Here is a 24,930-nt window from a genome sequence, read left to right on the forward strand (position 1 = left end):
CCAGTCTGTCCATTTGCCATGAATGCTTTACGCCGTTTTGCCCTGATCTTGTGCCTCGCACCGTTCTGCTGTGCGCCAGCCATGGCTGCGCAGCCGGCCAGCCAGGCTCCGGTCACCCAGGGCAAGCCAGTGCAGAAAAAGGCGGCAGCCAAGCCTGTCCAGAAGCAGGCGGTAAAAAAAGCCGCCAACAGCAAGGCCAAGGCGCCCAAGCCGGTCAGCAAGGCGGTGGCCAAGCCGCTGCCAAAGGCAAAGCTTGACCTCAGCCTGCCGGTCGATATGGTCAACTCACTTGAGCCGAACGTTGGCACCCCGTCGCCGATTCAGCGACGCAAACCCTTGCTGCCGCCCATGTTCACCGAGAAACCAGAAACCAACGACAGCCCGTTCCAGCTCAATGGCCGGCTGATCAACAACGAAATGCAGTTGCAATTGCGCAACGACAGCCGTCATGACGTTGAAGGGGCGGCCATCGATTTCGAGTACCGGCAGTAGCAGTCAAACTGACTGCCGGGTCACTGCACATTTCATCGTGCCAGTAATTTCAAACGCCTGTTTGAGCGGTTACTATCCAGGGACGTTCGTCCCGTTTTGTTCCAGGGAGTCCTGATTTTGGTGAATAGCCATGAATTGTCGTGAGGGCTGCGGTGCCTGCTGCATCGCCCCGTCCATCACTTCTGCGATGCCGCGCATGCCCAATGGCAAGCCGGCGGGTGAGCGCTGCCTGCACCTGACGGCTGCCAACCTCTGCGACCTGTTTGGCAAGCCCGAGCGGCCGGCGGTGTGCGGTGGCTTCAAGGCGGATGTCGAGGTGTGCGGCAGCGACCGTGACGAGGCAATCAGGATTCTGGGTTGGTGGGAGCAGATGACGGCGGCGTGAGAGGCTGGATCTTCGACAACAAGGATAAACATGATGAGATCGTTCAAGCGTATTGCACTGCTGTGTGGCATGGGTGTTTTGCTGTCGCCGGTGGCCTGGGCCGAAAACTGGCAAGTGGCCAAGGACGAGGAGGGGATCAAGGTATCTCTCAGTGAAGTAGCCGGTTCCAAGTACAAGGCCTATCAAGGCGTTACCGTGATCAAGGCGCCGCTGGCCAAGGTGCAGGCGTTGCAGGAAGACGTGGTCGGCGCCTGTGCATGGATTCACGAGTGCAAGTCGCAAAAGCTGCTCAAGCATGAAGGCGACCAGAGCTGGACCTACACCCAGTTCAACACGCCGTGGCCAGTGACGCCGCGTGATTCGGTGTTGCATATCACCACGGTCAAGGGGGCTGATGGCAGCTTGACCCGTAATCTGGTCGAAGAGCCGACCTATGTCCCGGAAGAGAAGGGCTTTGTGCGGGTGGCGAAAGTGGAAGGCTTCTGGAAACTGGTGCCCAAGGGTGACAGCACCGAAGTGACCTACCAGGTGCACACCGAGCCGGGTGGTAGCGTGCCGGCGATGGTGGCCAACAAGTTCGTGGTGGATGCGCCGTTCAATACCCTGAAAGGGCTGCGGGAGCGGGCTGAGAAGAACTGAGGTTTGGTGTTGCCTGTGCCGGCCTCTTCGCTGGCACAGGAAAAAGCCAATAAAAAAAGGCTGCCCAAGGGCAGCCTTTTTGCGTTCGGCCAGTAAAGCTTACTTGCGGTCCTGCAGCGCAACGATGTCGCGCTTCTGCTCGCCGGTGTACAGCTGGCGCGGGCGGCCAATCTTGTACGGGCTGGAGAGCATTTCTTTCCAGTGCGAGATCCAGCCCACGGTACGTGCCAGGGCGAAGATCACGGTGAACATGCTGGTCGGAATGCCGATCGCCTTGAGGATGATCCCCGAGTAGAAGTCGACGTTCGGGTACAGCGAGCGCTCGATGAAGTAAGGATCGGTGAGGGCGATCTCTTCCAGGCGCATGGCCAGTTCCAGCTGCGGGTCGTTCTTGATGCCCAGCTCGCGCAGGACTTCGTCGCAGGTCTGCTTCATCACGGTGGCGCGCGGGTCGCGGTTCTTGTACACGCGGTGACCGAAGCCCATCAGCTTGAACGGGTCGTTCTTGTCCTTGGCCTTGGCGATGAACTTGTCGATGTTCGAAACATCGCCGATTTCATCGAGCATGGTCAGTACGGCTTCGTTCGCACCGCCGTGGGCCGGACCCCACAGTGCGGCGATACCGGCGGCGATACAGGCGAACGGGTTGGCACCCGACGAGCCGGCCAGGCGAACGGTGGAGGTGGAGGCATTCTGTTCGTGGTCGGCATGGAGGATGAAGATCCGGTCCATTGCCTTGGCCAGTACCGGGCTGATCGGTTTGATCTCGCACGGGGTGTTGAACATCATGTGCAGGAAGTTTTCCGCGTACGACAGGTCGTTGCGCGGGTACATCATCGGCTGGCCCATGGAGTACTTGTAAACCATCGCGGCCAGGGTCGGCATCTTGGCGACCAGGCGCACCGCGGAAATTTCGCGGTGTTGCGGGTTATTGATATCCAGGGAGTCGTGATAGAACGCCGACAGGGCGCCGACCACGCCACACATCACCGCCATCGGGTGAGCGTCGCGACGGAAACCGTTGAAGAAGGACTTCAGCTGCTCGTGAACCATGGTGTGGTTCTTGACGGTGCTGACGAACTGGGCCTTCTGCTCGGCATTCGGCAGTTCGCCGTTGAGCAGCAGGTAGCAGGTTTCGAGGTAGTCGGATTGTTCGGCGAGTTGTTCGATCGGGTAGCCGCGGTGCAGCAGGATCCCTTTGTCGCCGTCAATGTAGGTGATCTTCGACTCGCACGAGGCAGTCGCCATGAAACCAGGGTCGAAGGTGAAGTGACCAGTGGCCCCCAACCCGCGGACGTCGATTACATCAGGACCAACGGTGCCGGTTAAAATGGGCAGCTCGACGGGGGCAGCGCCCTCGATGACCAACTGCGCTTTTTTGTCAGCCATGTGGCCTCCTATTAATGCTAGAAATCATCAGACAGACCCCCCACGCAGGGCCCGCACCACTATAGAGGGATAAATTCAGATGTCAATTTGCCTAAAGGCTTGTTGAATCAAGCATTCAAGCCTGATTTTTCCCGAAATTCTCGCCCATTTACGCCTTTTGTTCGCTAAAGGCAATGCGCTATTTGGGCTACCCCGTCACGTTGTCATAAGCAGCCTAACTGTCTATACTCGGCACCCGACCGCCAGGGGCTTGCAAGCCCGAACTGCTGGGGGTCGCCGTTCCCTGGGTGGTGGGTACCTGACCAGTACACTTACCAACAACTTTGCCCTGATTCGCTAGGGGCTCTTCAGTGTGAAAAAAGCCGTGAAAAGCCAACGACCTGTAAACCTAGACCTAAGGACCATCAAGCTCCCCGTCACTGCGTACACGTCCATCCTGCACCGTATCTCCGGCGTCATCCTGTTCCTCGGCCTTGCCATCATGCTTTATGCACTGGGCAAGTCGCTGGGTTCCGAGGAAGGCTTCGGTGAGGTGAAGGCGTGTCTGACCAGCCCGCTGGCCAAATTCGTGACCTGGGGGCTGCTGTCTGCCCTGCTTTATCACCTCGTGGCAGGTGTTCGTCACCTGATCATGGACATGGGTATCGGTGAGACGCTGGAAGGCGGCAAGCTGGGCTCGAAAATCGTGATCGTCATCTCCGTGGTGCTGATCGTTCTGGTGGGAGTTTGGGTATGGTAACCAATGTCACGAACCTGTCGCGTTCGGGCCTCTATGACTGGATGGCGCAGCGCGTTTCTGCGGTCGTTCTCGCGGCTTACTTCCTCTTCCTGATCGGCTACGTGGTCGCCCACCCAGGCATCGACTACACCCAGTGGCATGGTCTGTTCTCCAACAACGCGATGCGGATCTTCAGTCTGCTGGCCCTCGTTGCCCTGGGCGCTCACGCCTGGGTCGGCATGTGGACCATTGCAACCGACTACCTGACGCCTATGTCGTTCGGCAAGTCGGCAACTGCGATTCGTTTCCTGTTCCAGGCGGTATGCGGCGTTGCGATGTTCGCTTACTTCGTCTGGGGTGTGCAGATTCTCTGGGGTATCTGATCCATGGCTAGCATTCCAACCATTTCCTTCGACGCCATCATCATCGGTGGCGGCGGCGCCGGCATGCGCGCCGCGCTGCAACTGGCTCAAGGCGGCCACAAGACTGCCGTAGTCACCAAGGTCTTCCCGACCCGTTCGCACACTGTATCCGCCCAGGGCGGCATCACCTGTGCCATCGCTTCGGCCGACCCGAACGACGACTGGCGCTGGCACATGTACGATACCGTCAAGGGCTCCGACTACATCGGTGACCAGGACGCTATCGAATACATGTGTCAGGAAGGCCCGGCTGCGGTCTTCGAACTGGACCACATGGGCCTGCCGTTCTCGCGTACCGAAACCGGTCGTATCTACCAGCGTCCGTTCGGTGGCCAGTCCAAGGACTTCGGTAAAGGTGGCCAGGCTGCCCGTACCTGTGCCGCTTCCGACCGTACCGGTCACGCGCTGCTGCACACCCTGTACCAGGGCAACCTGAAAGCAGGCACTACCTTCCTCAACGAGTACTACGCGGTTGACCTGGTGAAAAACCAGGACGGCGCGTTCGTCGGTGTGATCGCAATCTGCATCGAAACCGGCGAAACCATGTACATCAAGTCCAAGGCCACCGTTCTGGCCACTGGCGGTGCCGGTCGTATCTACGCCTCCACCACCAACGCCCTGATCAACACCGGTGACGGTATCGGCATGGCCCTGCGTGCAGGCGTACCGGTGCAGGACATCGAGATGTGGCAGTTCCACCCGACCGGTATCGCCGGCGCCGGTGTACTGGTAACCGAAGGTTGCCGTGGTGAAGGTGGCTACCTGATCAACGCCCACGGCGAGCGCTTCATGGAGCGTTACGCGCCGAACGCGAAAGACCTGGCCGGCCGCGACGTGGTTGCCCGTTCCATGGTCAAGGAAATCATCGCCGGCAACGGCGTGGGCCCGAACAAGGACCACGTACTGCTGAAGCTGGACCACCTGGGCGAGGAAGTGCTGCACAGCCGCCTGCCAGGTATCTGCGAACTGTCCAAGACCTTCGCCCACGTCGACCCAGTGGTCGCGCCGGTTCCGGTCGTGCCGACCTGCCACTACATGATGGGCGGCGTTGCCACCAACATTCATGGCCAGGCCATCACCATGGACGCCGAAGGCCAGGATCACATCATCCCGGGCCTGTTCGCCGTAGGTGAAGTGGCGTGCGTGTCGGTTCACGGTGCCAACCGCCTGGGCGGCAACTCGCTGCTCGACCTGGTGGTATTCGGCCGTGCTGCCGGCCTGCACCTGGAGAAGGCGCTGAGCGACGGCATCGAGCATCTCGACGCCAGCGACACCGACATCGATGTTGCCCTGAGCCGCCTGAACAACCTCAACGGGCGTACCACGGGTGAAGACGTTGCGAGCCTGAAGCGCGAGCTGCAGAGCTGCATGCAGAACTACTTCGGTGTATTCCGTACTGGCGAATACATGCTGAAGGGTATCGAGCAGCTGGCTGGCCTGCGCGAGCGTATCGCCAACGTCAAGATCAACGACAAGTCCCAGGCCTTCAACACCGCGCGTATCGAAGCGCTGGAGCTGCAGAACCTGCTGGAAGTCGCCGAAGCGACTGCCATCGCGGCCGAAGCCCGTAAAGAGTCCCGCGGCGCTCACGCCCGTGAAGACTTCGAAGACCGTGACGACGAAAACTGGCTGTGCCACACCCTGTACTACCCGGGTGAGAAGCGCGTTGCCAAGCGCGGCGTCAACTTTGCGCCGAAGACTGTTCCAGCCTTCGAACCAAAAGTCCGGACTTACTAAGGGTGGCTGCTATGTTGAAAGTCGAAGTTTATCGTTACAACCCGGACACCGACTCGGCGCCCAAGATGGAGTCGTTCGACGTCGATACCGGCGGCAAGGACCTGATGGTTCTCGATGTATTGGCGCTGATCAAGGAAAAGGACGAAGGTTTCTCGTACCGTCGCTCCTGCCGTGAAGGCGTGTGCGGTTCTGACGGCATGAACATGAACGGCAAGAACGGCCTGGCCTGCATCACCCCGCTGTCGGGTGTGGTCAAGGGCAACAAGCTGGTTCTGCGCCCACTGCCAGGCCTGCCGGTCATTCGTGACCTGGTGGTCGACATGAGCATCTTCTACAAGCAGTACGAGAAGGTGAAGCCGTTCCTGCAGAACGATACCCCGGCACCGGCCATCGAGCGCCTGCAGTCGCCGGAAGACCGTGACAAGCTGGACGGCCTGTACGAGTGCATCCTGTGCGCGTGCTGCTCGACGTCCTGCCCGTCGTTCTGGTGGAATCCGGACAAGTTCCTGGGCCCGGCTGCACTGCTGCAAGCCTACCGCTTCCTGGCTGACAGCCGCGACACCAAGACTCAGGAGCGCCTGGCGTCCCTGGATGACCCGTTCAGCGTATTCCGCTGCCGCGGGATCATGAACTGCGTAAACGTTTGCCCGAAAGGTCTGAACCCGACCAAGGCAATCGGTCACGTACGTAACATGCTGCTGCAAAGCGGCACCTGATACAACGTGTTGTACCTGCAGTAAGCCGAGGTGCGGGTGGTGAGCCCGCACTGAGGTAAAACCCGAACAAGGGCCCACAAAGCCTGCGTTCATTACCTATGAAGATATGAGACCAGCAGGGGCTTTCCGGGCTGGTACCCGGAAAATCAGCAGGATCCTAGTGGCGTGGTTCAGTCGCTGTATTCGGACTTTTCCAGGTTTGCTGTGGCTCTCGCCGATCAGTCCCCTAATCGAGGGTGACCAAGCATGCAAGAAAGCGTGATGCAGCGCATGTGGGAAAGCGCCCACCTTTCAGGTGGTAACGCTGCATATGTGGAAGAGCTCTACGAGCTCTACCTGCACGACCCTAACGCTGTGCCAGAAGAGTGGCGCACCTACTTCCAGAAGTTGCCCGCCGACGGCAGCACCGCTACCGATGTATCGCACTCGACAATCCGCGACCATTTCGTACTGCTGGCAAAGAACCAGCGCCGCGCCCAACCGGTATCCGCCGGGAGCGTGAGCAGTGAACACGAGAAGAAGCAGGTTGAAGTTCTGCGACTGATCCAGGCCTATCGTATGCGCGGCCATCAGGCTGCCAAGCTCGACCCGTTGGGGTTGTGGCAGCGTCCTGCGCCCGTAGACCTGTCGATCAATCACTACGGCTTGACCAATGCCGATCTTGATACGACCTTCCGTGCCGGCGACCTGTTCATCGGCAAAGAGGAGGCGAGCCTACGCGAGATCTTCGAGGCGCTCCAGAAGACATATTGTCGCACCATTGGCGCCGAGTTCACCCACATCGTCGATTCCGAGCAGCGCAGCTGGTTCCAGCAGCGCCTGGAAAGCGTGCGCGGCCGTCCGGAGTTTTCCGCTGACGTGCAGGCTCACCTGCTCGAGCGCGTGACTGCCGGTGAAGGCCTTGAAAAATACCTGGGCACCAAGTACCCAGGCACCAAGCGTTTCGGCCTTGAGGGCGGCGAAAGCCTGATCCCGATGCTGGACGAGATGATCCAGCGCTCCGGCTCCTACGGCACCAAGGAAGTCGTGATCGGCATGGCCCACCGTGGCCGTCTGAACGTCTTGGTGAACACCTTCGGCAAGAACCCGCGCGAGCTGTTCGACGAGTTCGAAGGCAAGAAGATGAACGAGCTGGGCTCCGGTGACGTGAAGTATCACCAGGGCTTCTCGTCGAACGTGATGACCGCCGGTGGCGAAGTGCACCTGGCCATGGCGTTCAACCCGTCCCACCTGGAAATCGTATCGCCAGTGGTCGAAGGTTCGGTGCGCGCCCGTCAGGACCGCCGCAACGACACCGTTGGTGACAAGGTACTGCCGATCTCGATCCACGGCGACGCAGCGTTCGCCGGCCAGGGCGTGGTCATGGAAACCTTCCAGATGTCGCAGACCCGAGGTTTCAAGACCGGCGGCACCGTGCACATCGTGATCAACAACCAGGTGGGTTTCACCATCAGCAACCCGCTGGACGCGCGCTCTACCGAGTACGCCACCGACGTTGCCAAGATGATCCAGGCGCCGATCCTGCACGTGAACGGCGATGACCCTGAAGCGGTGCTGTTCGTCACCCAGCTGGCGATCGACTACCGCATGCAGTTCAAGCGTGACGTGGTGATCGACCTGGTCTGCTACCGTCGTCGCGGCCACAACGAGGCCGACGAGCCAAACGGTACCCAGCCGCTGATGTATCAGCAAATCAGCAAGCAGCGTACTACCCGTGAGCTGTACGCCGAGGCACTGATCCAGGCCGGCCGCATTGATGCCGAGCGCGCCCAGGCCAAGATCGACGAGTACCGCAACGCGCTGGACAACGGCCTGCACGTTGTGAAGAGCCTGGTCAAGGAGCCGAACCGCGAGCTGTTCGTTGACTGGCGCCCGTACCTGGGCCATGCCTGGACCGCACGTCACGACACCCGTTTCGACCTCAAGACCCTGCAAGACCTGTCGGCCAAGCTGCTGGAAATTCCGGAAGGCTTCGTCGTTCAGCGCCAGGTGTCAAAGATCTACGAAGACCGCCAGAAGATGCAGGCCGGTGGCTTGCCGATCAACTGGGGTTATGCAGAGACCATGGCTTACGCCACCCTGCAGTTCGAAGGTCACCCGATCCGCATGACCGGCCAGGACATCGGCCGTGGCACCTTCTCGCACCGTCACGCGGTGCTGCACAACCAGAAGGACGCCAGCACCTACGTACCGCTGAAGAACCTGTTCCCGGGCCAGCCAATGTTCGAGCTGTACGACTCCTTCCTGTCGGAAGAAGCGGTACTGGCCTTCGAATACGGCTACTCGACCACCACGCCGAACGCGCTGGTGATCTGGGAAGCCCAGTTCGGCGACTTCGCCAACGGTGCGCAAGTGGTGATCGACCAGTTCATCACCAGCGGCGAGCACAAGTGGGGCCGTCTGTGTGGCCTGACCATGCTGCTGCCACACGGTTATGAAGGGCAGGGCCCGGAGCACTCCTCCGCGCGTCTGGAGCGTTACCTGCAGCTGTGCGCCGAGCACAACATCCAGGTGTGCGTACCGACCACCCCGGCTCAGATCTACCACCTGCTGCGTCGTCAGGTCATCCGTCCGCTGCGCAAGCCGCTGATCGTGCTGACGCCAAAGTCGCTGCTGCGCCACAAGCTGGCCATCTCGACCCTGGAAGACCTGGCCGAAGGCTCGTTCCAAACCGTGATCCCGGAAATCGACACCCTTGATCCGGCCAAGGTCGAACGTCTGGTCCTGTGCGGTGGCAAGGTTTACTACGACCTGCTGGAAAAACGCCGTGCCGAAGGCCGCGAAGACATCGCCATCGTGCGTATCGAGCAGCTGTATCCGTTCCCGGAGGACGACCTGGTCGAAATCCTGGCGCCGTACACCAACCTCAAGCATGCGGTCTGGTGTCAGGAAGAGCCGATGAACCAGGGCGCCTGGTACAGCAGCCAGCACCACATGCGCCGTATCCTGGGCCGCCACAACAAGGCGCTGGTCCTGGAATACGCCGGCCGCGACGCTTCTGCCGCGCCAGCCTGTGGTTACGCTTCGAAGCACGCCGAACAGCAGGAAAAACTGCTGCAAGACGCCTTCACTGTCTAACGCCTTCGCGCACCTGAAACCGAATTTAAGGAAACACTGATAATGGCTATCGAGATCAAAGCCCCAACCTTCCCGGAATCGGTTGCCGATGGCACCGTTGCCACCTGGCACAAGCAGCCGGGCGAAGCCGTCAAGCGTGACGAGCTGATCGTCGACATCGAGACCGACAAGGTCGTCCTGGAAGTACTGGCCACCGCCGACGGCGTGCTGGGCGCCATCGTCAAGGGCGAGGGCGACACCGTCCTGTCCGACGAAGTACTGGGTTCGATCGTTGAAGGCGGCGCTGTCGCCGCTGCACCTGCTGCTGCCCCGGCCGCTGCTGCTCCGGCTGCCGCTGCTGCCGATGCTGGCGAAGACGACCCGATCGCTGCCCCGGCCGCGCGCAAGCTGGCTGAAGAAAACGGCATCGACCTGGCTGCCGTTGCAGGCACTGGCAAAGGTGGCCGCATCACCAAGGAAGACGTCGTAGCTGCCGTCGCCAACAAGAAGTCGGCGCCTGCCGCTGCCCCGGCTGCCAAGCCTGCTGCCGCTGCTGCTGCCCCGGTTGTCGTCGCTGCTGGCGACCGCACCGAGAAGCGCGTGCCGATGACCCGCCTGCGTGCCAAGATTGCCGAGCGTCTGGTCGAAGCCCAGTCGAGCATGGCCATGCTGACCACCTTCAACGAAGTGGACATGACCGAAGTCATGGCCCTGCGTTCGAAGTACAAGGACCTGTTCGAGAAGACCCACAACGGCGTACGCCTGGGCTTCATGTCGTTCTTCGTCAAGGCCGCCACCGAAGCCCTGAAGCGCTTCCCGGCTGTCAACGCCTCGATCGACGGCAACGACATCGTCTACCACGGCTACGCCGACGTCGGTGTTGCCGTGTCCAGCGACCGTGGCCTGGTGGTACCGGTACTGCGTAACGCCGAGTCGATGAGCCTGGCTGAAATCGAGAACGGCATCGCCACCTTCGGCAAGAAGGCCCGTGACGGCAAGCTGGCCATCGAAGAGATGACCGGCGGCACCTTCACCATCACCAACGGTGGTACCTTCGGTTCGATGATGTCGACCCCGATCGTCAACCCGCCGCAGGCCGCCATCCTCGGCATGCACAACATCATCCAGCGTCCGATGGCCATCAATGGCCAGGTCGTGATTCGCCCGATGATGTACCTGGCGCTGTCGTACGATCACCGCCTGATCGACGGCAAGGAAGCGGTAACCTTCCTGGTCACCATCAAGAACCTGCTGGAAGATCCGTCTCGCCTGCTGCTGGACATCTAACCCTCTGGCTGCGTACCGTGCCGGCCCTGGCTTCGCAAGAAGCCATGCCGCGCGGTTCGCGGCTTGTAGCTTGTAGCTGATAAGGAATCTTTTATGACCCAGAAATTCGACGTAGTGGTGATTGGTGCAGGTCCTGGCGGCTATGTGGCTGCCATCAAGGCTGCCCAACTTGGTCTGAAGACTGCCTGTATCGAGAAGTACACCGACGCCGAGGGCAAGCTGGCCCTGGGCGGTACCTGCCTGAACGTAGGTTGCATTCCTTCCAAGGCGCTGCTGGACAGCTCCTGGAAATACAAGGAAGCCAAAGAGAGTTTCAATGTCCACGGTATCTCCACGGGCGAAGTGAAGATGGACGTCGCCGCGATGGTTGGCCGCAAGGCTGGCATCGTCAAGAACCTGACCGGTGGCGTTGCCACCCTGTTCAAGGCCAACGGCGTTACTTCGATCCAGGGCCACGGCAAGCTGCTGGCTGGCAAGAAAGTCGAAGTCACCAAGGCTGACGGCACCACCGAAGTCATCGAAGCCGAGAACGTGATCCTGGCTTCCGGCTCGCGCCCGATCGACATTCCGCCGGCTCCAGTCGACCAGAACGTCATCGTCGACTCCACCGGCGCCCTGGAATTCCAGGCCGTACCGAAGCGCCTGGGCGTTATCGGTGCCGGCGTGATCGGCCTGGAGCTGGGCTCGGTCTGGGCTCGCCTGGGTGCTGAAGTCACCGTTCTGGAAGCCCTGGACACCTTCCTGATGGCTGCCGACACCGCCGTGTCGAAAGAAGCCCAGAAGACCCTGACCAAGCAAGGCCTGGACATCAAGCTGGGCGCTCGCGTCACCGGCTCGAAAGTCAACGGCAACGAAGTTGAAGTGACCTACACCAACGCCGAAGGCGAGCAGAAGATCACCTTCGACAAGCTGATCGTTGCGGTCGGCCGTCGCCCTGTAACCACCGACCTGCTGGCGGCCGACAGCGGCGTGACCATCGACGAGCGTGGCTACATCTTCGTCGACGACTACTGCGCTACCAGCGTGCCGGGCGTCTACGCCATCGGTGACGTGGTACGCGGCATGATGCTGGCCCACAAGGCTTCGGAAGAGGGCATCATGGTTGTCGAGCGCATCAAAGGCCACAAGGCCCAGATGAACTACGACCTGATCCCTTCGGTTATCTACACCCACCCGGAAATTGCGTGGGTCGGCAAGACCGAACAGGCCTTGAAGGCCGAAGGCGTTGAGGTTAACGTGGGCACCTTCCCGTTCGCGGCCAGCGGCCGTGCGATGGCAGCCAACGACACCGGTGGTTTCGTCAAGGTCATCGCCGATGCCAAGACCGACCGCGTCCTGGGTGTACACGTGATTGGCCCATCGGCTGCCGAACTGGTGCAGCAGGGTGCAATCGCAATGGAATTCGGCACCAGTGCCGAGGATCTGGGCATGATGGTCTTCAGCCATCCAACCCTGTCCGAAGCGTTGCATGAAGCAGCGCTGGCAGTGAATGGCGGCGCCATTCACGTGGCCAACCGTAAGAAGCGTTAATTATAAGAAACCACGGCGGGCAGCCCGTCGTGAGTCTTGCGTGCATGACTCACCGCGGAACGTCCGCCGGACCGGATCACACGGGAAAACCCGGGGTCAACGGTCACAGGTGGTGCGGCGCCAGTAATGGCGCAGCGCCGAAGCGCAGTACCTAACGAAGACGGTAAAAAGCATGAATCTTCACGAGTATCAGGGTAAGCAGCTGTTCGCTGAATACGGCCTGCCAGTTTCCAAGGGTTTCGCAGTCGATACCCCTGAGCAAGCTGCAGAAGCCTGCGACAAGATCGGCGGGAACGAGTGGGTGGTAAAAGCCCAAGTTCACGCGGGTGGTCGCGGTAAAGCGGGCGGCGTCAAGCTGGTTCGCAGCAAGGAAGACGCCAAGGCGTTCGCTGCACAGTGGTTGGGCAAGAATCTGGTTACCTACCAGACTGATGCCAACGGTCAACCCGTCTCCAAGATTCTGGTCGAATCCTGCACTGACATCGCCAAAGAGCTGTACCTGGGCGCTGTAGTCGATCGTTCGAGCCGCCGTATCGTGTTCATGGCTTCCACCGAAGGTGGCGTGGACATCGAGAAAGTCGCTCACGAAACGCCTGAGAAAATCCTCAAGGCCACCATCGACCCACTGGTCGGCGCTCAGCCGTTCCAGGGTCGCGAGCTGGCATTCCAGCTGGGTCTGGAAGGCAAGCAAGTTCAACAGTTCGCCAAGATCTTCGTGGGCCTGGCCAAGCTGTTCAAGGATCACGACCTGGCGCTGCTGGAAGTGAACCCGCTGGTGATCAAGGCCGACGGCGACCTGCACTGCCTCGATGCCAAGATCAACATCGACGCCAACGCCATGTACCGTCAGCCTAAGCTGAAAACCTTCCACGACCCGTCGCAGGACGACGCCCGTGAAGCCCACGCTGCCAAGTTCGAACTGAACTACGTTGCCCTCGAAGGCAACATCGGCTGCATGGTCAACGGTGCCGGCCTGGCCATGGGTACCATGGACATCGTCAACCTGCACGGCGGCAAACCAGCCAACTTCCTCGACGTTGGCGGCGGTGCTACCAAAGAGCGCGTTACCGAAGCGTTCAAGATCATTCTGTCCGACAGCAATGTCGCGGCCGTTCTGGTCAACATCTTCGGCGGCATCGTTCGCTGCGACATGATTGCCGAAGGCATCATCGGTGCAGTGAAAGAAGTCGGCGTTAAAGTTCCGGTTGTTGTTCGCCTTGAAGGTAACAACGCCGAACTGGGCGCTAAAGTACTGGCAGAAAGCGGTTTGAACATCATTGCGGCAACCAGCCTGACCGACGCTGCTCAACAAGTTGTCAAAGCTGCGGAGGGCAAGTAATGAGCGTCCTGATCAATAAAGACACCAAAGTCATCTGCCAGGGCTTCACCGGCTCGCAGGGTACTTTCCACTCCGAACAAGCCATCGCCTACGGCACCAAGATGGTCGGCGGCGTAACCCCAGGCAAGGGTGGCACCACCCACCTGGGCCTGCCGGTGTTCAACACCGTCAAGGAAGCCGTGGAAGCTACCGGCGCTGACGCTTCGGTTATCTACGTACCGGCTCCGTTCTGCAAAGACTCGATTCTGGAAGCGGCCTTCGGTGGCATCAAGCTGATCGTGTGCATCACCGAAGGCATTCCTACCCTGGACATGCTGGATGCCAAGGTCAAGTGCGACGAGCTGGGCGTTACCCTGATCGGCCCTAACTGCCCAGGTGTCATCACCCCGGGCGAGTGCAAGATCGGCATCATGCCAGGTCACATCCACCTGCCAGGCAAGGTCGGTATCGTTTCGCGCTCCGGCACCCTGACCTACGAAGCTGTGAAGCAGACCACCGACGCCGGCTTCGGCCAGTCGACCTGCGTCGGCATCGGCGGTGACCCGATCCCGGGCTCCAACTTCATCGACATCCTGAAGCTGTTCCAGGAAGACCCGAAGACCGAAGCGATCGTCATGATCGGTGAGATCGGCGGTTCGGCTGAAGAAGAAGCTGCGGCCTACATCAAGGCCCACGTGACCAAGCCTGTTGTTTCCTACATCGCCGGTGTTACCGCACCTGCGGGCAAGCGCATGGGCCACGCCGGCGCCATCATCTCCGGCGGCAAGGGCACTGCGGACGAGAAGTTCGCCGCCCTGCAGGACGCGGGTGTGAAGACCGTGCGTTCCCTGGCTGACATCGGCAAGGCCCTGGCCGAGCTGACTGGCTGGGAAGCCAAGAAGTAATACTGCTACACCCCCCACGCGCACAGAGGCCACCTTCGGGTGGCCTTTGTCGTTTTAGCGTTGGGCATTTTTGTAAAGGTGGAAAATTCGATAGCCCTCATCAGGTTTTTCCACCAGACATTCGCACTAATTGGCAATAAATTATCGCCCGACACAGATATCCAGACGACAAACATGTACGCACATCGGACAAGCAGCACTGTAACAGTGCGTTTGTTGGGTAAAACGGTTAGTCTACGCGTTCACTCTGTGCCCGCTCCCCAAAAGGGAACGACACGCTAAACGGGTCTGGCCTATAAAGCCGGGCAGCATTTCCCTCACCCATAGGGAAATCCCCTCTCGAATCCCGATTTCAGCAGTGTGGTACTACCTTAAATGAAACTTCTCAAAGGCCAGGATATCCTGGCGCTTGGCTTTATGACGTTTGCGCTTTTCGTAGGTGCAGGCAATATCATCTTCCCGCCTATCGTCGGTCTGCAGTCTGGCCCGCACGTATGGATGGCGGCCCTGGGCTTCCTGGTGACCGCCGTGGGCCTGCCGGTCATCACCGTGGTCGCCCTGGCCAAGGTCGGCGGCGGCATGGATGCCCTGAGCAGCCCGATTGGCAAATTCTTCGGTGGCCTGCTGGCGGCCGTGTGCTACCTGTCGGTCGGCCCGCTGTTCGCCACCCCGCGCACAGCGACCGTATCGTTCGAAGTGGGTGTTGCGCCGCTGACCGGCGAAAGCCCGCTGGCGCTGTTCATCTACAGCCTGGTGTACTTCCTCGTGGTGCTGGCCGTGTCCATGTACCCAGGCAAGTTGCTCGATACCGTGGGCCGCTTCCTGGCGCCGTTGAAGATCATCGCCCTGGCGGTGCTGGGCATCGCCGCCTTCGCGCTGCCTGCCGGCACCATTGGTGAAGCGCAGCCGGCCTATGCCGCCGCAGCGTTCTCCAAGGGCTTCTCCGATGGTTACCTGACCATGGACACCCTGGGTGCCCTGGTGTTCGGTATCGTCATCGTCAATGCCATCCGTTCGCGCGGTGTCGAGTCGCCGAAGCTGATTACCCGCTACGCCATCATCGCCGGCCTGATCGCCGGTGTCGGCCTGGCGTTGGTGTACGTCAGCCTGTTCCGCCTGGGTGCCACCAGCCACGACATCGCGGCTGACGCCACCAACGGTGCGGCGGTTCTGCATGCCTACGTGCAGCACACCTTCGGTTCGTTGGGTAGCGGCTTCCTGGCCGTGCTGATTGCGCTGGCCTGCCTGGTGACCGCTGTCGGCCTGACCTGCGCCTGCGCCGAGTACTTCAGCCAGATTCTGCCGCTGTCGTACCGGGCACTGGTGGTGCTCCTGGCGGGCTTCTCGCTGTTGATCTCCAACCTGGGCCTGACCAAGCTGATCATGTTCTCGATCCCGGTGCTTACCGCCATCTACCCACCTTGCATCGTCGTGGTTGGCCTGAGCTTCGTGAAGGACCTGTGGAACTCGCCGACCCGCATTCTGGCGCCGGTGATGCTGGTGTCGCTGGTGTTCGGCATGGTTGATGCGATCAAGGGCAGCAGTATTGCCCATGTGCTGCCGGACTTCATGGCGCACCTGCCACTGAGCGACCAAGGCCTGGCCTGGCTGGTGCCTTCGGTGGTGACCCTGGTGGGTGCCGTGGCCTGCGACCGCATGCTCGGCAAGCCGCGCGAAGCGCTGGCCTGATAGTCGAAGCCTGAGGGCAGCACCGGCCACAAGCCAGAAGGGTGCCCGCCAACAGCCCAGACTCGAAAACCCCGTATCCGGAAGGATGCGGGGTTTTTTATTGGCGGCATGAACAGTGCGATTTTCAGGGTGGATGTGTGCCTTTTTCCGCTTGCCAGCGTCGAAACCCGGTCCCTATCCTCTAGGCATCTGGCCCACTCGGGAACCCTGCATGAACTTCATCCAAACCAACTTCAACAACCTGCTGGCCATCGCCTGGTTTGCCTTGTGCTGGGGCGGTTATACCCGTTATGCCATCTGGAAGGGGCGTGACACCGCGTGCCTGGCCAGCGTGCTGCACTTGTACCGTGAAGACTGGATGCGCCGCATGCTGTTGCGCGACAACCGAATCGCCGATGCCAGCGTAATCGGCAACCTTGAGCGCAACGCATCGTTTTTTGCGTCCAGCACGCTGATCATTCTTGCCGGCATCCTTACCGTGCTCGGTGCCTCTGACCGGGCGCTGTCGCTCCTGGCCGACCTGCCGTTGGTGCAACAGACCTCCCAAGGCATGTCGGAGATCAAGTTGCTGTGCCTGGCCACGGTTTTCGTCTACGCCTTCTTCACCTTTAGCTGGTGCATGCGCCAGTACAACTTTGCCGCCGTGCTGGTGGGCTCTGCACCGATGATCGGTGAACGGTTGGTCAATGAGCTGGAGCGCAAGGCCTTTGCCTCACGGGCGGCGCGTGTGCTGTCGCTGGCGGCCAACCAGTTCAACCTGGGGTTGCGCTCGTACTACTTCGGCATGGCCATGTTGAGCTGGTTCATCAGCCCGTGGCTGTTCATGGTCATGAGTGTCGGCGTCGTCTTTATTTTGTACCGCCGCGAGTTCCATTCGGATGTGCTGGATGTGATGGTGTTCACCCCCACGGAAAGTGTGCCTAACGAACCGGGCAGGGAAAGTACCGTGGCGGGCAACTGAAACGTTTAATCTTTAAATGGCAGGCACAAAAAAACCCGACAGCGTCGGGTTTTTTTGTTTTAGCCAATTACTGCTTGGCGGGTTCTGCCGGAGTAGCAGGGGCAGCTTCAGTCGCCGGAGCGGCTGGGGCGGCTTCTGGAGCCGGAGTAGCCGGAGCGGCTTCTTCAGCAGCCTTCTGCTCGGCTTCAGCCTGATCTTTGGCGGCTTCAGCGTTTTCCTTGGCAGCCTCGTTCATTTTATCCTGAGCTTCACCCATTTTTTCCTGGGCTTGCTCGGCGTGTTGCTGTGCGTCCTGGGCTTTGTCTTCGCTTGCTTTATCGCAAGCGGCCAGGCCCATGGCAGCGGCCAGCATCAGAGCAAAAGCAAAAGGTTTACGCATGGGGGTGTTTCTCCTTGGTGGAATAAGTGACTTGTTCCTTCGAGTGCAACTACGCGGAATAAGTTCCGCGAAGGTTACAGATATATAACGCCCCGTTCTATATAGACTTTTTAACGATTTTATGCCGCTGAGGCAGTACGGGTGGAAACAGCGAATGAGCGATTCAACCTTGATGCCCATGGCCGAGCGTTTTCTCTCGGCGCTTAAACATTGTCAGTTACTGCAGATGCGTGTGGCAAAAGCCGATGCCGATGGCATGACACTGATCATGCCCTGGTCGGCAGCCATTGTCGGCAACCCGCAGACCGGGGCTGTGCATGGCGGTGCCCTGACCACGCTGATGGACACCACCTGCGGCATGGCCACGCTGTGCGTGCTGCCGCGCTTCGAGGTGTGCCCGACACTGGACCTGCGCATCGACTACATGCACCCGGCCGAAGCTGGCAAGGACATCTACGGCCATGCCCAGTGCTACCGGGTGACCCGCGACGTGATCTTCACCCGGGGTACCGCCTACCAGGACGATCCCGAACAGCCGATTTGCCAGGTGGTGGGCACGTTCATGCGCCTGGGGCAGGAGATCAAGGGCGGTATCCGTTTTGGCAATAGCCTGAAGGAGGGCGGGGCATGATTCCACATGCGGTTCGTCAACAGCTCAACGCCGCCCACGCGGTGGGCGACTACGGCCCATTGCTGGCGCTGATCCCTTACGCCGGGCTGATTGGTATCGAATGCGAGCGTCATGGCGACGACCTGCTGTTCCGCCTGCCGGCCCGCCCGGACAACATCGGCAACCCGTTGCTGCCCGCCATCCATGGTGGTGTGATTGCGGGGTTCATGGAGCTGTCTGCGGCTTTGTACCTGTTGATCTACAGCCAAAGTGCGAGCATCCCGAAAATCATCGATTTCTCCATCGACTACCTGCGAGCCGGGCTTTTTCGCGATACTTACGCCCGGTGCCAGCTATGGCGCCAAGGGCGACGGGTGACGAATGTCGCCATTACCGCCTGGCAGGGCGACAGGCAATCGCCCATTGCCACGGCCCGCGCGCATTTCAAGATCGAACCGGAAAAGCCCTTGAAATCATCCGGGCAGCCCCCATCTGAATGACATCCGCCGCTAACGCAGGCCGAACTGGCCGCCAGGCGCCCACTACCCTCAGATCGGAGTTTCGAAGACCATGACTGTGGAAACACAAAAGGAAACGTTGGGCTTCCAGACCGAGGTAAAGCAACTGCTGCACCTCATGATTCACTCGCTGTACTCGAACAAGGAAATCTTCCTGCGGGAGCTGATTTCCAACGCCTCCGACGCGGCCGACAAGCTGCGCTTCGAATCCCTGGCCAAGCCAGAACTGCTTGAAGGCGACGCCGATCTGAAGATTCGCCTGAGCTTCGACAAGGACGCCGGTACCGTCACCCTCGAAGACAACGGCATCGGCATGAGCCGTGAAGACGTCATCGCCCACCTGGGTACCATTGCCAAGTCCGGCACTGCCGACTTCATGAAGAACCTCACCGGTGACCAGAAGAAGGACTCGCACCTGATCGGTCAGTTCGGCGTGGGCTTCTACTCCGCGTTCATCGTGGCCGACAAGGTCGACGTGTACAGCCGCCGTGCCGGTCAGCCAGCCGCAGAAGGTGTGCACTGGTCGTCGAAAGGCGAGGGCGAGTTTGAAGTCGCCACCATCGACAAGCCACAGCGCGGCACCCGCATCGTCCTGCACCTGAAGCAGGAAGAAAAAGAGTTCGCCGATGGCTGGCGCCTGCGCAACGTGGTCAAGAAGTACTCCGACCACATCGCCCTGCCTATCCAGCTGCCGAAAGAACAACCAGCCGCCGAAGGCGAAGAACAGCCGGCTGAAGCGTGGGAAACCGTCAACCGTGCCAGCGCGCTGTGGACCCGTTCGCGCACCGAGGTGAAGGACGAGGAGTACCAGGAGTTCTACAAGCACATCGGTCATGACTTCGAAAACCCACTGGCCTGGAGCCACAACAAGGTTGAAGGCAAGCTCGAATACAATTCGCTGCTGTATGTGCCGGCCCGCGCGCCGTTCGACCTGTACCAGCGCGAAGCACCGCGTGGCCTGAAGCTGTACGTGCAGCGTGTGTTCATCATGGACCAGGCCGAGTCGTTCCTGCCGCTGTACCTGCGCTTCATCAAGGGCGTGGTCGACTCCAACGACCTGTCGCTGAACGTGTCGCGTGAAATCCTGCAGAAAGACCCGATCATCGACTCGATGAAGACCGCGCTGACCAAGCGCGTGCTCGACATGCTGGAAAAACTGGCGAAGAACGAGCCCGAGCAGTACAAAGGCTTCTGGAAGAACTTCGGCCAGGTGCTGAAGGAAGGCCCAGCCGAAGACTTCGCCAACAAGGAGAAAATCGCCAGCCTGCTGCGCTTTGCCTCCACCCAGGACGACAGTGGCGAGCAGAGCGTCGCCCTGGCCGAGTACCTGGCCCGCGCCAAGGAAGGCCAGGACAAGATCTACTACCTCACCGGCGAGTCGTATGCGCAGGTCAAGAACAGCCCGCACCTGGAGGTCTTCCGCAAGAAAGGCATCGAAGTGCTGCTGCTGACCGACCGCATTGACGAGTGGCTGATGAGCTACCTCAACGAGTTCGACGGCAAGGCCTTTGTCGACGTCGCCCGTGGCGACCTGGACCTGGGCAAGCTGGATTCGGAAGAAGACAAGAAAGCCCAGGAAGAAGTGGCCAAGGACAAGGAAGGCCTGGTCGAGCGCCTGAAAGGCGCGCTGGGTGACAGCGTGGCTGAAGTGCGCGTGTCGCACCGCCTGACCGACTCCCCAGCGATTCTGGCCATAGGCGAGCAGGACCTGGGCCTGCAGATGCGTCAGATTCTGGAGGCCAGCGGGCAGAAGGTGCCGGAATCCAAGCCGATCTTCGAGTTCAACCCGACCCACCCGCTGATCGAAAAGCTGGACAACGAGCAGAGTGAAGACCGTTTTGCCGAGCTGTCGCACATCCTGTTCGATCAAGCGGCCCTGGCGGCCGGCGATAGCCTGAAGGACCCGGCGGCCTACGTTCGTCGCCTGAACAAGCTGCTGGTCGAGCTGTCTGCTTGAGTTGATGCTTGGGAAAGCCCGCTTCGGCGGGCTTTTTTCATGGCGGGCTTTTTAGAATACGTGCCTAAGGAGTGTTTGATGAGCAAGGTAATCGTCGAATCGCTGGTTTATCACCTGTCCGGCAAAACCTACGAAAGCCGTCTGGTCTATGAGCCAGGGGCGCTGGGCCGTCCAGGCCTGGTGATGGCGCCGAACTGGATGGGCATTGGCGAAGGGGCTGAGCGCATTGCCAAGGAAGTGGCCGAGAAAGGCTATGTGGTGCTGATAGCCGACCTGTACGGGCAGTCGGTGCGCCCGTCTAACGCCGACGAGGCTGGCGCGGCGATGATGCCGCTGAAGAACGACCGGGGCGAACTGCGCAAGCGCATGCAGGAAGCCCTGGCGCAGCTGTTGGGGCAGTCCAAGGCGCTGCTGGAGCCAGGCAAGGTCGGCACGTTTGGCTTCTGCTTTGGTGGCTGCTGTGCGCTGGAGCTGGCCCGTACCGGCGCCGATTTGCGTGCGGCGGTGTCGTTCCATGGCACGCTGGATACGCCAAACCCGGAGGATGCCAAACGCATCAAGGGCTCGGTGCTGGTGTTGCATGGGGCTTCCGACCCGCTGGTGCCGAAGGAGCAGTTGCCGGCGTTTGAGGAGGAGATGAACGCGGCCAAGGTGGATTGGCAGTTGCTAAGCTATGGCGGGGCGGTGCACTCGTTTACCGACCCGAGTGCCAATGTGCCGGGCAAGATGCAGTATGACCGGCGCACCTCAGAGCGGGCGTTCCGTTCGATGCACAATCTGCTGGCAGAAGTGTTCCAGCGCTGACTGTGATTTGGGGCCGCAAAGCGGCCCCAATTACCTAGGCAACTCGATTCTTGAGGTTTCCCCCGGCACCACCGGCCAATCCCCCGCCGCCCACCTTGCCCTGGCCCGCTCGATCAGCTCCGGGTCACTGGCCACGAAATTCCAGTTCATTCGCCGCGGTCCATCCAAAGGCTCGCCGCCAATCAGCATCAGCTGGCACTCTTCCTCTGCATAGAGCACCACCTCTTCGCCTTCCGGCAGCACCACCAGGCTGCACGGCTCCACGTCTTCATCGTTCAACAGCAGCTCACCATCCAGCAGATACAGCGCTCGTTGCGCATGCTCGGTCGGTACCAGCAACGTCGTAGCCGCCTGCATCCGCACATGCGCATAAAGGGTAGGAGACAGCACCGGCACCGGTGATTCCAGGCAGAACCCGCTACCGGCAATCATGCAAATGCGCACCCCCAGGTTTTCACTGACCGGCAGGCTCGCCGCCGGGTGATGGCTATAGCTTGCCGCGCCTTGTTCATGTTCACGCGGCGAGGCCAGCCATACCTGCAAGCCATGCAGGCGCGAGCCATGAGCCAGGGCGTCGTCGGGCGTACGCTCCACGTGGGCCACGCCGCTGCCAGCCGTCATCCAGCTGACATCGCCGGGCAGCACCCGCTGCGCTGAGCCGAGGCTGTCCTTGTGCAGGATCGCGCCCTCGAACAGGTAGGTCAGGGTCGACAGGCCGATATGCGGGTGCTGGCGGATGTCCATGCCATGCCCTGGGGCATAGTCGGTTTCCAGCATGTGGTCAAAAAACACGAACGGTCCGACGCTGCGGCACTGGGCCGCTGGCAGCGGGCGCAGGATCGGCTGGCCCTCGACCGATTCGGCGCGCGGGCGGATGATCAGGGGGCTGCTCATGGGGTGGGCTCCAGGCGAAGTGGAAATGCCTCCAGCATAGCGGTTTGCCCGCTTCGGCTGAACCGTCTCGCTTAACGGCCGGTCTACTGTTTTCGCCCCCTTGGAAGGAAGCTGCCCATGATTGCCAAAGCGCTGGCCTGCGTGTTGTTGACTGGCTGGCTGTGCCAGGCGGCGCAGGCGCGCGACTACCGCTACAGCGATGCCCACTTGCACTACGTCGACTTCTTCCAGGAAAGCGAAGGCATGGCGGCATTGATCAAGGCCATGGATGCTGCCGGTATCGAGCAGTCGATGATTTCCGGCATACCAGTGGCCAAGAAGTGGCATGAGGACGAGCCCAAACGCCCGCGCTATTACGCCGGTGACGATGCCGATGCCTATTGGTACAGTGCGACCGATACCTATGTGGCCGCAGCCCTGCAGCCATTGCCGGAAGCGCAGCGTAAGCGCTTTCATCCGTTTCTGACGGGCTTCAACCCGGTAGACAAGAACGCAGTCAGCCACATCGAGCGGATGCTCGACCTGTACCCGGGGTTGTGGCAGGGCATTGGCGAGGTGTTCACCCGGCACGACGACCTGACAGCGCTGACCAGTGGCGACACGCCGCGCGCCAACAACGAAGCCATGACGCGTATCTACCACCTGGCGGCCGAGCGTGACCTGCCGGTGTTGCTGCATTCCAACATTACCTCCAAGCGCGAGCGCAACCCGTTGTACCTGGCGGAAATCGAAGAGCCGCTGCGTAATCACCCGCACACGCGGTTTATCTGGGCGCACGCCGGCAGCAGCATGGAGATACACCGGCACCAGACGCAGATGGACTTTCTGCTGCCGGTGCTGACGCGGCTGCTGGAGGACTACCCGAACCTGTATGTGGACCTGTCGTGGAGTGTGCTGGAGCCGTATCTGCTGGACGACCAAGGCGTGCCGCGCAAGGAATGGGTGGCGTTGGTGGAACAGTACCCGGAGCGTTTCATGCTGGGGTCGGACGTGGTGGGGCGGTTTGGCAGCCTGGGGGAGCAGATGCACGGGTTCCGGCCGTTTCTGGATGCCTTGCCGGAGGCGGTGGCCAACAAAGTGGCGCGGGATAATTTTCTCGCGGTGTTGCCCAAGGTTCACCGATAGCCTGTGCCGGCCCTTTCGCGGGTGAACCCGCTCCCACAGGGTCCCCACAGTTCTTGAGGGCTGTGCAGTACCTGTGGGAGCGGGTTTACCCGCGAAGAGGCCGGTACAGGCAACACAAATAAAAACGCCCCGAACCAGTCGGGGCGTTTTCGATTACCGCATCAGCGTCTTACTTGCCTTCCCAGCGCTTGAGCACCAGGGTGGCGTTGGTGCCGCCGAAGCCGAAGCTGTTGCTCATGACCGTGTCGATCTTGGCGTTTTCTTCGGTTTTGCGCAGGATCGGCAGGTCGGCGACCTCCGGGTCCAGCTCGTCGATGTTGGCGGAACCGGCGATGAAGTTGTTTTCCATCATCAGCAGGCAGTAGATCGCCTCGTGTACGCCAGCGGCGCCCAGCGAGTGGCCCGACAGGCTCTTCGTCGAGCTGATCTTCGGTGCCTTGTCGCCGAACACGGCGCGAACGCCCTTGATCTCGGCAACGTCACCGACCGGGGTCGAGGTGCCGTGGGTGTTCAGGTAGTCGATCGGGGTGTCGACGGTGGACAGTGCCTGCTGCATGCAGCGGATGGCACCTTCGCCACTCGGGGCAACCATGTCGTAGCCGTCGGAGGTGGCGCCGTAGCCAACGATTTCGGCGTAGATCTTGGCGCCACGGGCCAGGGCGTGTTCCAGCTCCTCGACCACCACCATGCCGCCACCGCCAGCGATGACGAAGCCATCACGGTCGGCGTCGTAGGCGCGCGAGGCCAGTTCCGGGGTTTCGTTGCGCTTGGTCGACAGAGCGCCCATGGCATCGAAGAGGAACGACTGGCTCCAGTGCTCTTCTTCACCGCCACCGGCGAAGACGATGTCTTGCTTGCCCCACTGGATCTGCTCCAGCGCGGTACCGATGCAGTGAGCCGAAGTGGCGCAGGCCGACGAGATCGAGTAGTTGATGCCCTTGATCTTGAACGGGGTGGCCAGGCACGCCGAAACGGTGCTGCCCATGGTGCGGGTAACGCGGTATGGGCCGACGCGCTTGACGCCTTTCTCGCGCAGGGTGTCCAGCGCTTCCATCTGGTTCAGGGTCGACGCGCCGCCAGAGCCAGCTACCAGGCCGGTACGCGGGCTGGAAACCTGCTCTTCGGTCAGACCGGCGTCCTTGATCGCGTCCTGCATCGCCAGGTAGGCGTAGGCAGCAGCGTGGCCGACGAAACGGTAGACCTTGCGGTCGATCAGTTCTTCGAGGTTGAGGTCGATGGACCCGGAAACCTGGCTACGCAGCCCCATTTCCTTGTATTCCGGGTTGTAACGGATACCCGGACGGCTGTTGCGCAGGTTTTCGGTGACGGTAGCTTTGTCATTGCCCAGGCACGACACGATGCCCAGACCAGTGATAACGACGCGGCGCATGCGAATAA

23 protein-coding genes are annotated in these 24,930 nt (G+C 60.7%); 19 read left to right on the forward strand and 4 right to left on the reverse strand.

What is annotated here, in order from left to right; all coding sequences use genetic code 11:
- The first annotated feature begins 18 nt into the window (after positions 1-18).
- The 3 genes from ACF8R4_RS16060 (at position 19) to ACF8R4_RS16070 (ending at position 1,516) form a co-directional block, all read left to right on the forward strand.
- Positions 19-492 carry a hypothetical protein gene (locus ACF8R4_RS16060; protein ID WP_027608712.1) on the forward strand — a complete coding sequence of 158 codons (474 nt, stop codon included), beginning with the start codon at positions 19-21 and terminating at the stop codon, positions 490-492.
- Between the two features lie 130 nt (positions 493-622).
- Positions 623-877 (forward strand): YkgJ family cysteine cluster protein, encoded by a 255-nt coding sequence (locus ACF8R4_RS16065; RefSeq protein ID WP_009684718.1) that lies wholly within the window; start codon positions 623-625, stop codon positions 875-877.
- 33 nt (positions 878-910) lie between these two features.
- Complete coding sequence (locus ACF8R4_RS16070; RefSeq protein ID WP_025753288.1) at positions 911-1,516, forward strand: START domain-containing protein; 606 nt, start codon at positions 911-913, stop codon at positions 1,514-1,516.
- Between the two features lie 99 nt (positions 1,517-1,615).
- Here ACF8R4_RS16070 and gltA read toward each other — a convergent pair whose 3' ends face one another.
- Positions 1,616-2,905 carry a citrate synthase gene (gltA, locus tag ACF8R4_RS16075; protein WP_016711651.1) on the reverse strand — a complete coding sequence of 430 codons (1,290 nt, stop codon included), beginning with the start codon at positions 2,903-2,905 and terminating at the stop codon, positions 1,616-1,618.
- A gap of 352 nt (positions 2,906-3,257) precedes the next feature.
- Here gltA and sdhC point away from each other — a divergent pair, with 352 nt between their 5' ends.
- From sdhC to ACF8R4_RS16130, 11 genes are all read left to right on the forward strand, one after another.
- Positions 3,258-3,644, forward strand: a complete 387-nt coding sequence (gene sdhC, locus ACF8R4_RS16080; RefSeq protein WP_012315350.1) for a succinate dehydrogenase, cytochrome b556 subunit — start codon at positions 3,258-3,260, stop codon at positions 3,642-3,644.
- Positions 3,638-4,006, forward strand: a complete 369-nt coding sequence (gene sdhD, locus ACF8R4_RS16085) for a succinate dehydrogenase, hydrophobic membrane anchor protein (RefSeq protein ID WP_003254214.1) — start codon at positions 3,638-3,640, stop codon at positions 4,004-4,006. Before sdhC ends, sdhD begins: the two co-directional genes overlap by 7 nt.
- A gap of 3 nt (positions 4,007-4,009) precedes the next feature.
- Positions 4,010-5,782 (forward strand): succinate dehydrogenase flavoprotein subunit, encoded by a 1,773-nt coding sequence (sdhA, locus tag ACF8R4_RS16090; RefSeq protein WP_392492889.1) that lies wholly within the window; start codon positions 4,010-4,012, stop codon positions 5,780-5,782.
- Between the two features lie 11 nt (positions 5,783-5,793).
- A complete protein-coding gene (locus tag ACF8R4_RS16095) occupies positions 5,794-6,498 on the forward strand; it encodes a succinate dehydrogenase iron-sulfur subunit (RefSeq protein ID WP_012315348.1) in 705 nt (234 codons plus the stop codon).
- A 246-nt stretch (positions 6,499-6,744) separates the two neighbouring features.
- A complete protein-coding gene (locus ACF8R4_RS16100) occupies positions 6,745-9,576 on the forward strand; it encodes a 2-oxoglutarate dehydrogenase E1 component (protein WP_164524849.1) in 2,832 nt (943 codons plus the stop codon).
- A gap of 42 nt (positions 9,577-9,618) precedes the next feature.
- On the forward strand, positions 9,619-10,842 hold the full coding sequence (odhB, locus tag ACF8R4_RS16105) for a 2-oxoglutarate dehydrogenase complex dihydrolipoyllysine-residue succinyltransferase (protein ID WP_392492891.1): 1,224 nt from the start codon (positions 9,619-9,621) through the stop codon (positions 10,840-10,842).
- A gap of 93 nt (positions 10,843-10,935) precedes the next feature.
- Positions 10,936-12,372, forward strand: a complete 1,437-nt coding sequence (gene lpdA, locus ACF8R4_RS16110) for a dihydrolipoyl dehydrogenase (RefSeq protein ID WP_003254207.1) — start codon at positions 10,936-10,938, stop codon at positions 12,370-12,372.
- 172 nt (positions 12,373-12,544) lie between these two features.
- The gene (gene sucC / locus ACF8R4_RS16115; RefSeq protein ID WP_003254205.1) at positions 12,545-13,711 is read left to right on the forward strand and encodes an ADP-forming succinate--CoA ligase subunit beta; all 1,167 of its coding nucleotides are present in this window, start codon (positions 12,545-12,547) and stop codon (positions 13,709-13,711) included.
- A complete protein-coding gene (sucD, locus tag ACF8R4_RS16120; protein ID WP_003254203.1) occupies positions 13,711-14,595 on the forward strand; it encodes a succinate--CoA ligase subunit alpha in 885 nt (294 codons plus the stop codon). The genes sucC and sucD overlap by 1 nt, the downstream gene beginning before the upstream one ends.
- A 375-nt stretch (positions 14,596-14,970) precedes the next feature.
- A complete protein-coding gene (gene brnQ, locus ACF8R4_RS16125) occupies positions 14,971-16,284 on the forward strand; it encodes a branched-chain amino acid transport system II carrier protein (RefSeq protein ID WP_392492894.1) in 1,314 nt (437 codons plus the stop codon).
- Positions 16,285-16,495: 211 nt separating this feature from the next.
- The gene (locus ACF8R4_RS16130; RefSeq protein WP_060500834.1) at positions 16,496-17,245 is read left to right on the forward strand and encodes a DUF599 domain-containing protein; all 750 of its coding nucleotides are present in this window, start codon (positions 16,496-16,498) and stop codon (positions 17,243-17,245) included.
- A 67-nt stretch (positions 17,246-17,312) separates the two neighbouring features.
- Here the strand turns inward: ACF8R4_RS16130 and ACF8R4_RS16135 are convergent, their stop codons facing one another.
- A complete protein-coding gene (locus tag ACF8R4_RS16135; protein ID WP_060500837.1) occupies positions 17,313-17,624 on the reverse strand; it encodes a hypothetical protein in 312 nt (103 codons plus the stop codon).
- A 154-nt stretch (positions 17,625-17,778) separates the two neighbouring features.
- Between ACF8R4_RS16135 and ACF8R4_RS16140 the strand changes: the two genes are divergently transcribed.
- The 4 genes from ACF8R4_RS16140 (at position 17,779) to ACF8R4_RS16155 (ending at position 21,513) form a co-directional block, all read left to right on the forward strand.
- Positions 17,779-18,255: a PaaI family thioesterase gene (locus ACF8R4_RS16140; protein WP_060500839.1), complete on the forward strand. Its 477-nt coding sequence runs from the start codon at positions 17,779-17,781 to the stop codon at positions 18,253-18,255.
- Positions 18,252-18,734, forward strand: a complete 483-nt coding sequence (locus tag ACF8R4_RS16145) for a PaaI family thioesterase (protein ID WP_392492896.1) — start codon at positions 18,252-18,254, stop codon at positions 18,732-18,734. Before ACF8R4_RS16140 ends, ACF8R4_RS16145 begins: the two co-directional genes overlap by 4 nt.
- Positions 18,735-18,804: 70 nt before the next feature.
- Entirely contained in the window at positions 18,805-20,709 is a 1,905-nt protein-coding gene (gene htpG / locus ACF8R4_RS16150; RefSeq protein WP_223624359.1) for a molecular chaperone HtpG, read from the forward strand.
- Positions 20,710-20,787: 78 nt separating this feature from the next.
- Positions 20,788-21,513, forward strand: a complete 726-nt coding sequence (locus ACF8R4_RS16155) for a dienelactone hydrolase family protein (RefSeq protein ID WP_060500846.1) — start codon at positions 20,788-20,790, stop codon at positions 21,511-21,513.
- Positions 21,514-21,543: 30 nt separating this feature from the next.
- Here the strand turns inward: ACF8R4_RS16155 and ACF8R4_RS16160 are convergent, their stop codons facing one another.
- Entirely contained in the window at positions 21,544-22,407 is an 864-nt protein-coding gene (locus ACF8R4_RS16160; protein ID WP_104834283.1) for a pirin family protein, read from the reverse strand.
- Between the two features lie 117 nt (positions 22,408-22,524).
- On the opposite strand from ACF8R4_RS16160, the gene ACF8R4_RS16165 reads away from it, so the two are divergent.
- Complete coding sequence (locus tag ACF8R4_RS16165) at positions 22,525-23,532, forward strand: amidohydrolase family protein (protein WP_060500850.1); 1,008 nt, start codon at positions 22,525-22,527, stop codon at positions 23,530-23,532.
- Between the two features lie 169 nt (positions 23,533-23,701).
- On the opposite strand, the gene fabB is transcribed toward ACF8R4_RS16165, so the two are convergent.
- Entirely contained in the window at positions 23,702-24,922 is a 1,221-nt protein-coding gene (fabB, locus tag ACF8R4_RS16170) for a beta-ketoacyl-ACP synthase I (protein ID WP_019099700.1), read from the reverse strand.
- Between the last annotated feature and the right edge of the window lie 8 nt (positions 24,923-24,930).

This window comes from Pseudomonas sp. FYR_2, from assembly GCF_043106425.1.
GTDB classification, from domain to species: Bacteria; Pseudomonadota; Gammaproteobacteria; order Pseudomonadales; family Pseudomonadaceae; genus Aquipseudomonas; species Aquipseudomonas monteilii.

Coding starts and splice junctions, on each gene's coding strand:
- ACF8R4_RS16165 (WP_060500850.1), top strand. CDS start 22,525: ATGATTGCCAAAGCGCTGGCCTGCGTGTTGTTGACTGGCTGGCTGTGC.
- htpG (WP_223624359.1), top strand. CDS start 18,805: ATGACTGTGGAAACACAAAAGGAAACGTTGGGCTTCCAGACCGAGGTA.
- sdhA (WP_392492889.1), top strand. CDS start 4,010: ATGGCTAGCATTCCAACCATTTCCTTCGACGCCATCATCATCGGTGGC.
- odhB (WP_392492891.1), top strand. CDS start 9,619: ATGGCTATCGAGATCAAAGCCCCAACCTTCCCGGAATCGGTTGCCGAT.
- ACF8R4_RS16140 (WP_060500839.1), top strand. CDS start 17,779: ATGAGCGATTCAACCTTGATGCCCATGGCCGAGCGTTTTCTCTCGGCG.
- ACF8R4_RS16130 (WP_060500834.1), top strand. CDS start 16,496: ATGAACTTCATCCAAACCAACTTCAACAACCTGCTGGCCATCGCCTGG.
- sucC (WP_003254205.1), top strand. CDS start 12,545: ATGAATCTTCACGAGTATCAGGGTAAGCAGCTGTTCGCTGAATACGGC.
- ACF8R4_RS16070 (WP_025753288.1), top strand. CDS start 911: ATGAGATCGTTCAAGCGTATTGCACTGCTGTGTGGCATGGGTGTTTTG.
- ACF8R4_RS16065 (WP_009684718.1), top strand. CDS start 623: ATGAATTGTCGTGAGGGCTGCGGTGCCTGCTGCATCGCCCCGTCCATC.
- ACF8R4_RS16145 (WP_392492896.1), top strand. CDS start 18,252: ATGATTCCACATGCGGTTCGTCAACAGCTCAACGCCGCCCACGCGGTG.
- lpdA (WP_003254207.1), top strand. CDS start 10,936: ATGACCCAGAAATTCGACGTAGTGGTGATTGGTGCAGGTCCTGGCGGC.
- fabB (WP_019099700.1), bottom strand. CDS start 24,922: ATGCGCCGCGTCGTTATCACTGGTCTGGGCATCGTGTCGTGCCTGGGC.
- sdhD (WP_003254214.1), top strand. CDS start 3,638: ATGGTAACCAATGTCACGAACCTGTCGCGTTCGGGCCTCTATGACTGG.
- ACF8R4_RS16100 (WP_164524849.1), top strand. CDS start 6,745: ATGCAAGAAAGCGTGATGCAGCGCATGTGGGAAAGCGCCCACCTTTCA.
- brnQ (WP_392492894.1), top strand. CDS start 14,971: ATGAAACTTCTCAAAGGCCAGGATATCCTGGCGCTTGGCTTTATGACG.
- ACF8R4_RS16155 (WP_060500846.1), top strand. CDS start 20,788: ATGAGCAAGGTAATCGTCGAATCGCTGGTTTATCACCTGTCCGGCAAA.
- ACF8R4_RS16060 (WP_027608712.1), top strand. CDS start 19: ATGAATGCTTTACGCCGTTTTGCCCTGATCTTGTGCCTCGCACCGTTC.
- ACF8R4_RS16160 (WP_104834283.1), bottom strand. CDS start 22,407: ATGAGCAGCCCCCTGATCATCCGCCCGCGCGCCGAATCGGTCGAGGGC.
- ACF8R4_RS16135 (WP_060500837.1), bottom strand. CDS start 17,624: ATGCGTAAACCTTTTGCTTTTGCTCTGATGCTGGCCGCTGCCATGGGC.
- gltA (WP_016711651.1), bottom strand. CDS start 2,905: ATGGCTGACAAAAAAGCGCAGTTGGTCATCGAGGGCGCTGCCCCCGTC.
- sucD (WP_003254203.1), top strand. CDS start 13,711: ATGAGCGTCCTGATCAATAAAGACACCAAAGTCATCTGCCAGGGCTTC.
- ACF8R4_RS16095 (WP_012315348.1), top strand. CDS start 5,794: ATGTTGAAAGTCGAAGTTTATCGTTACAACCCGGACACCGACTCGGCG.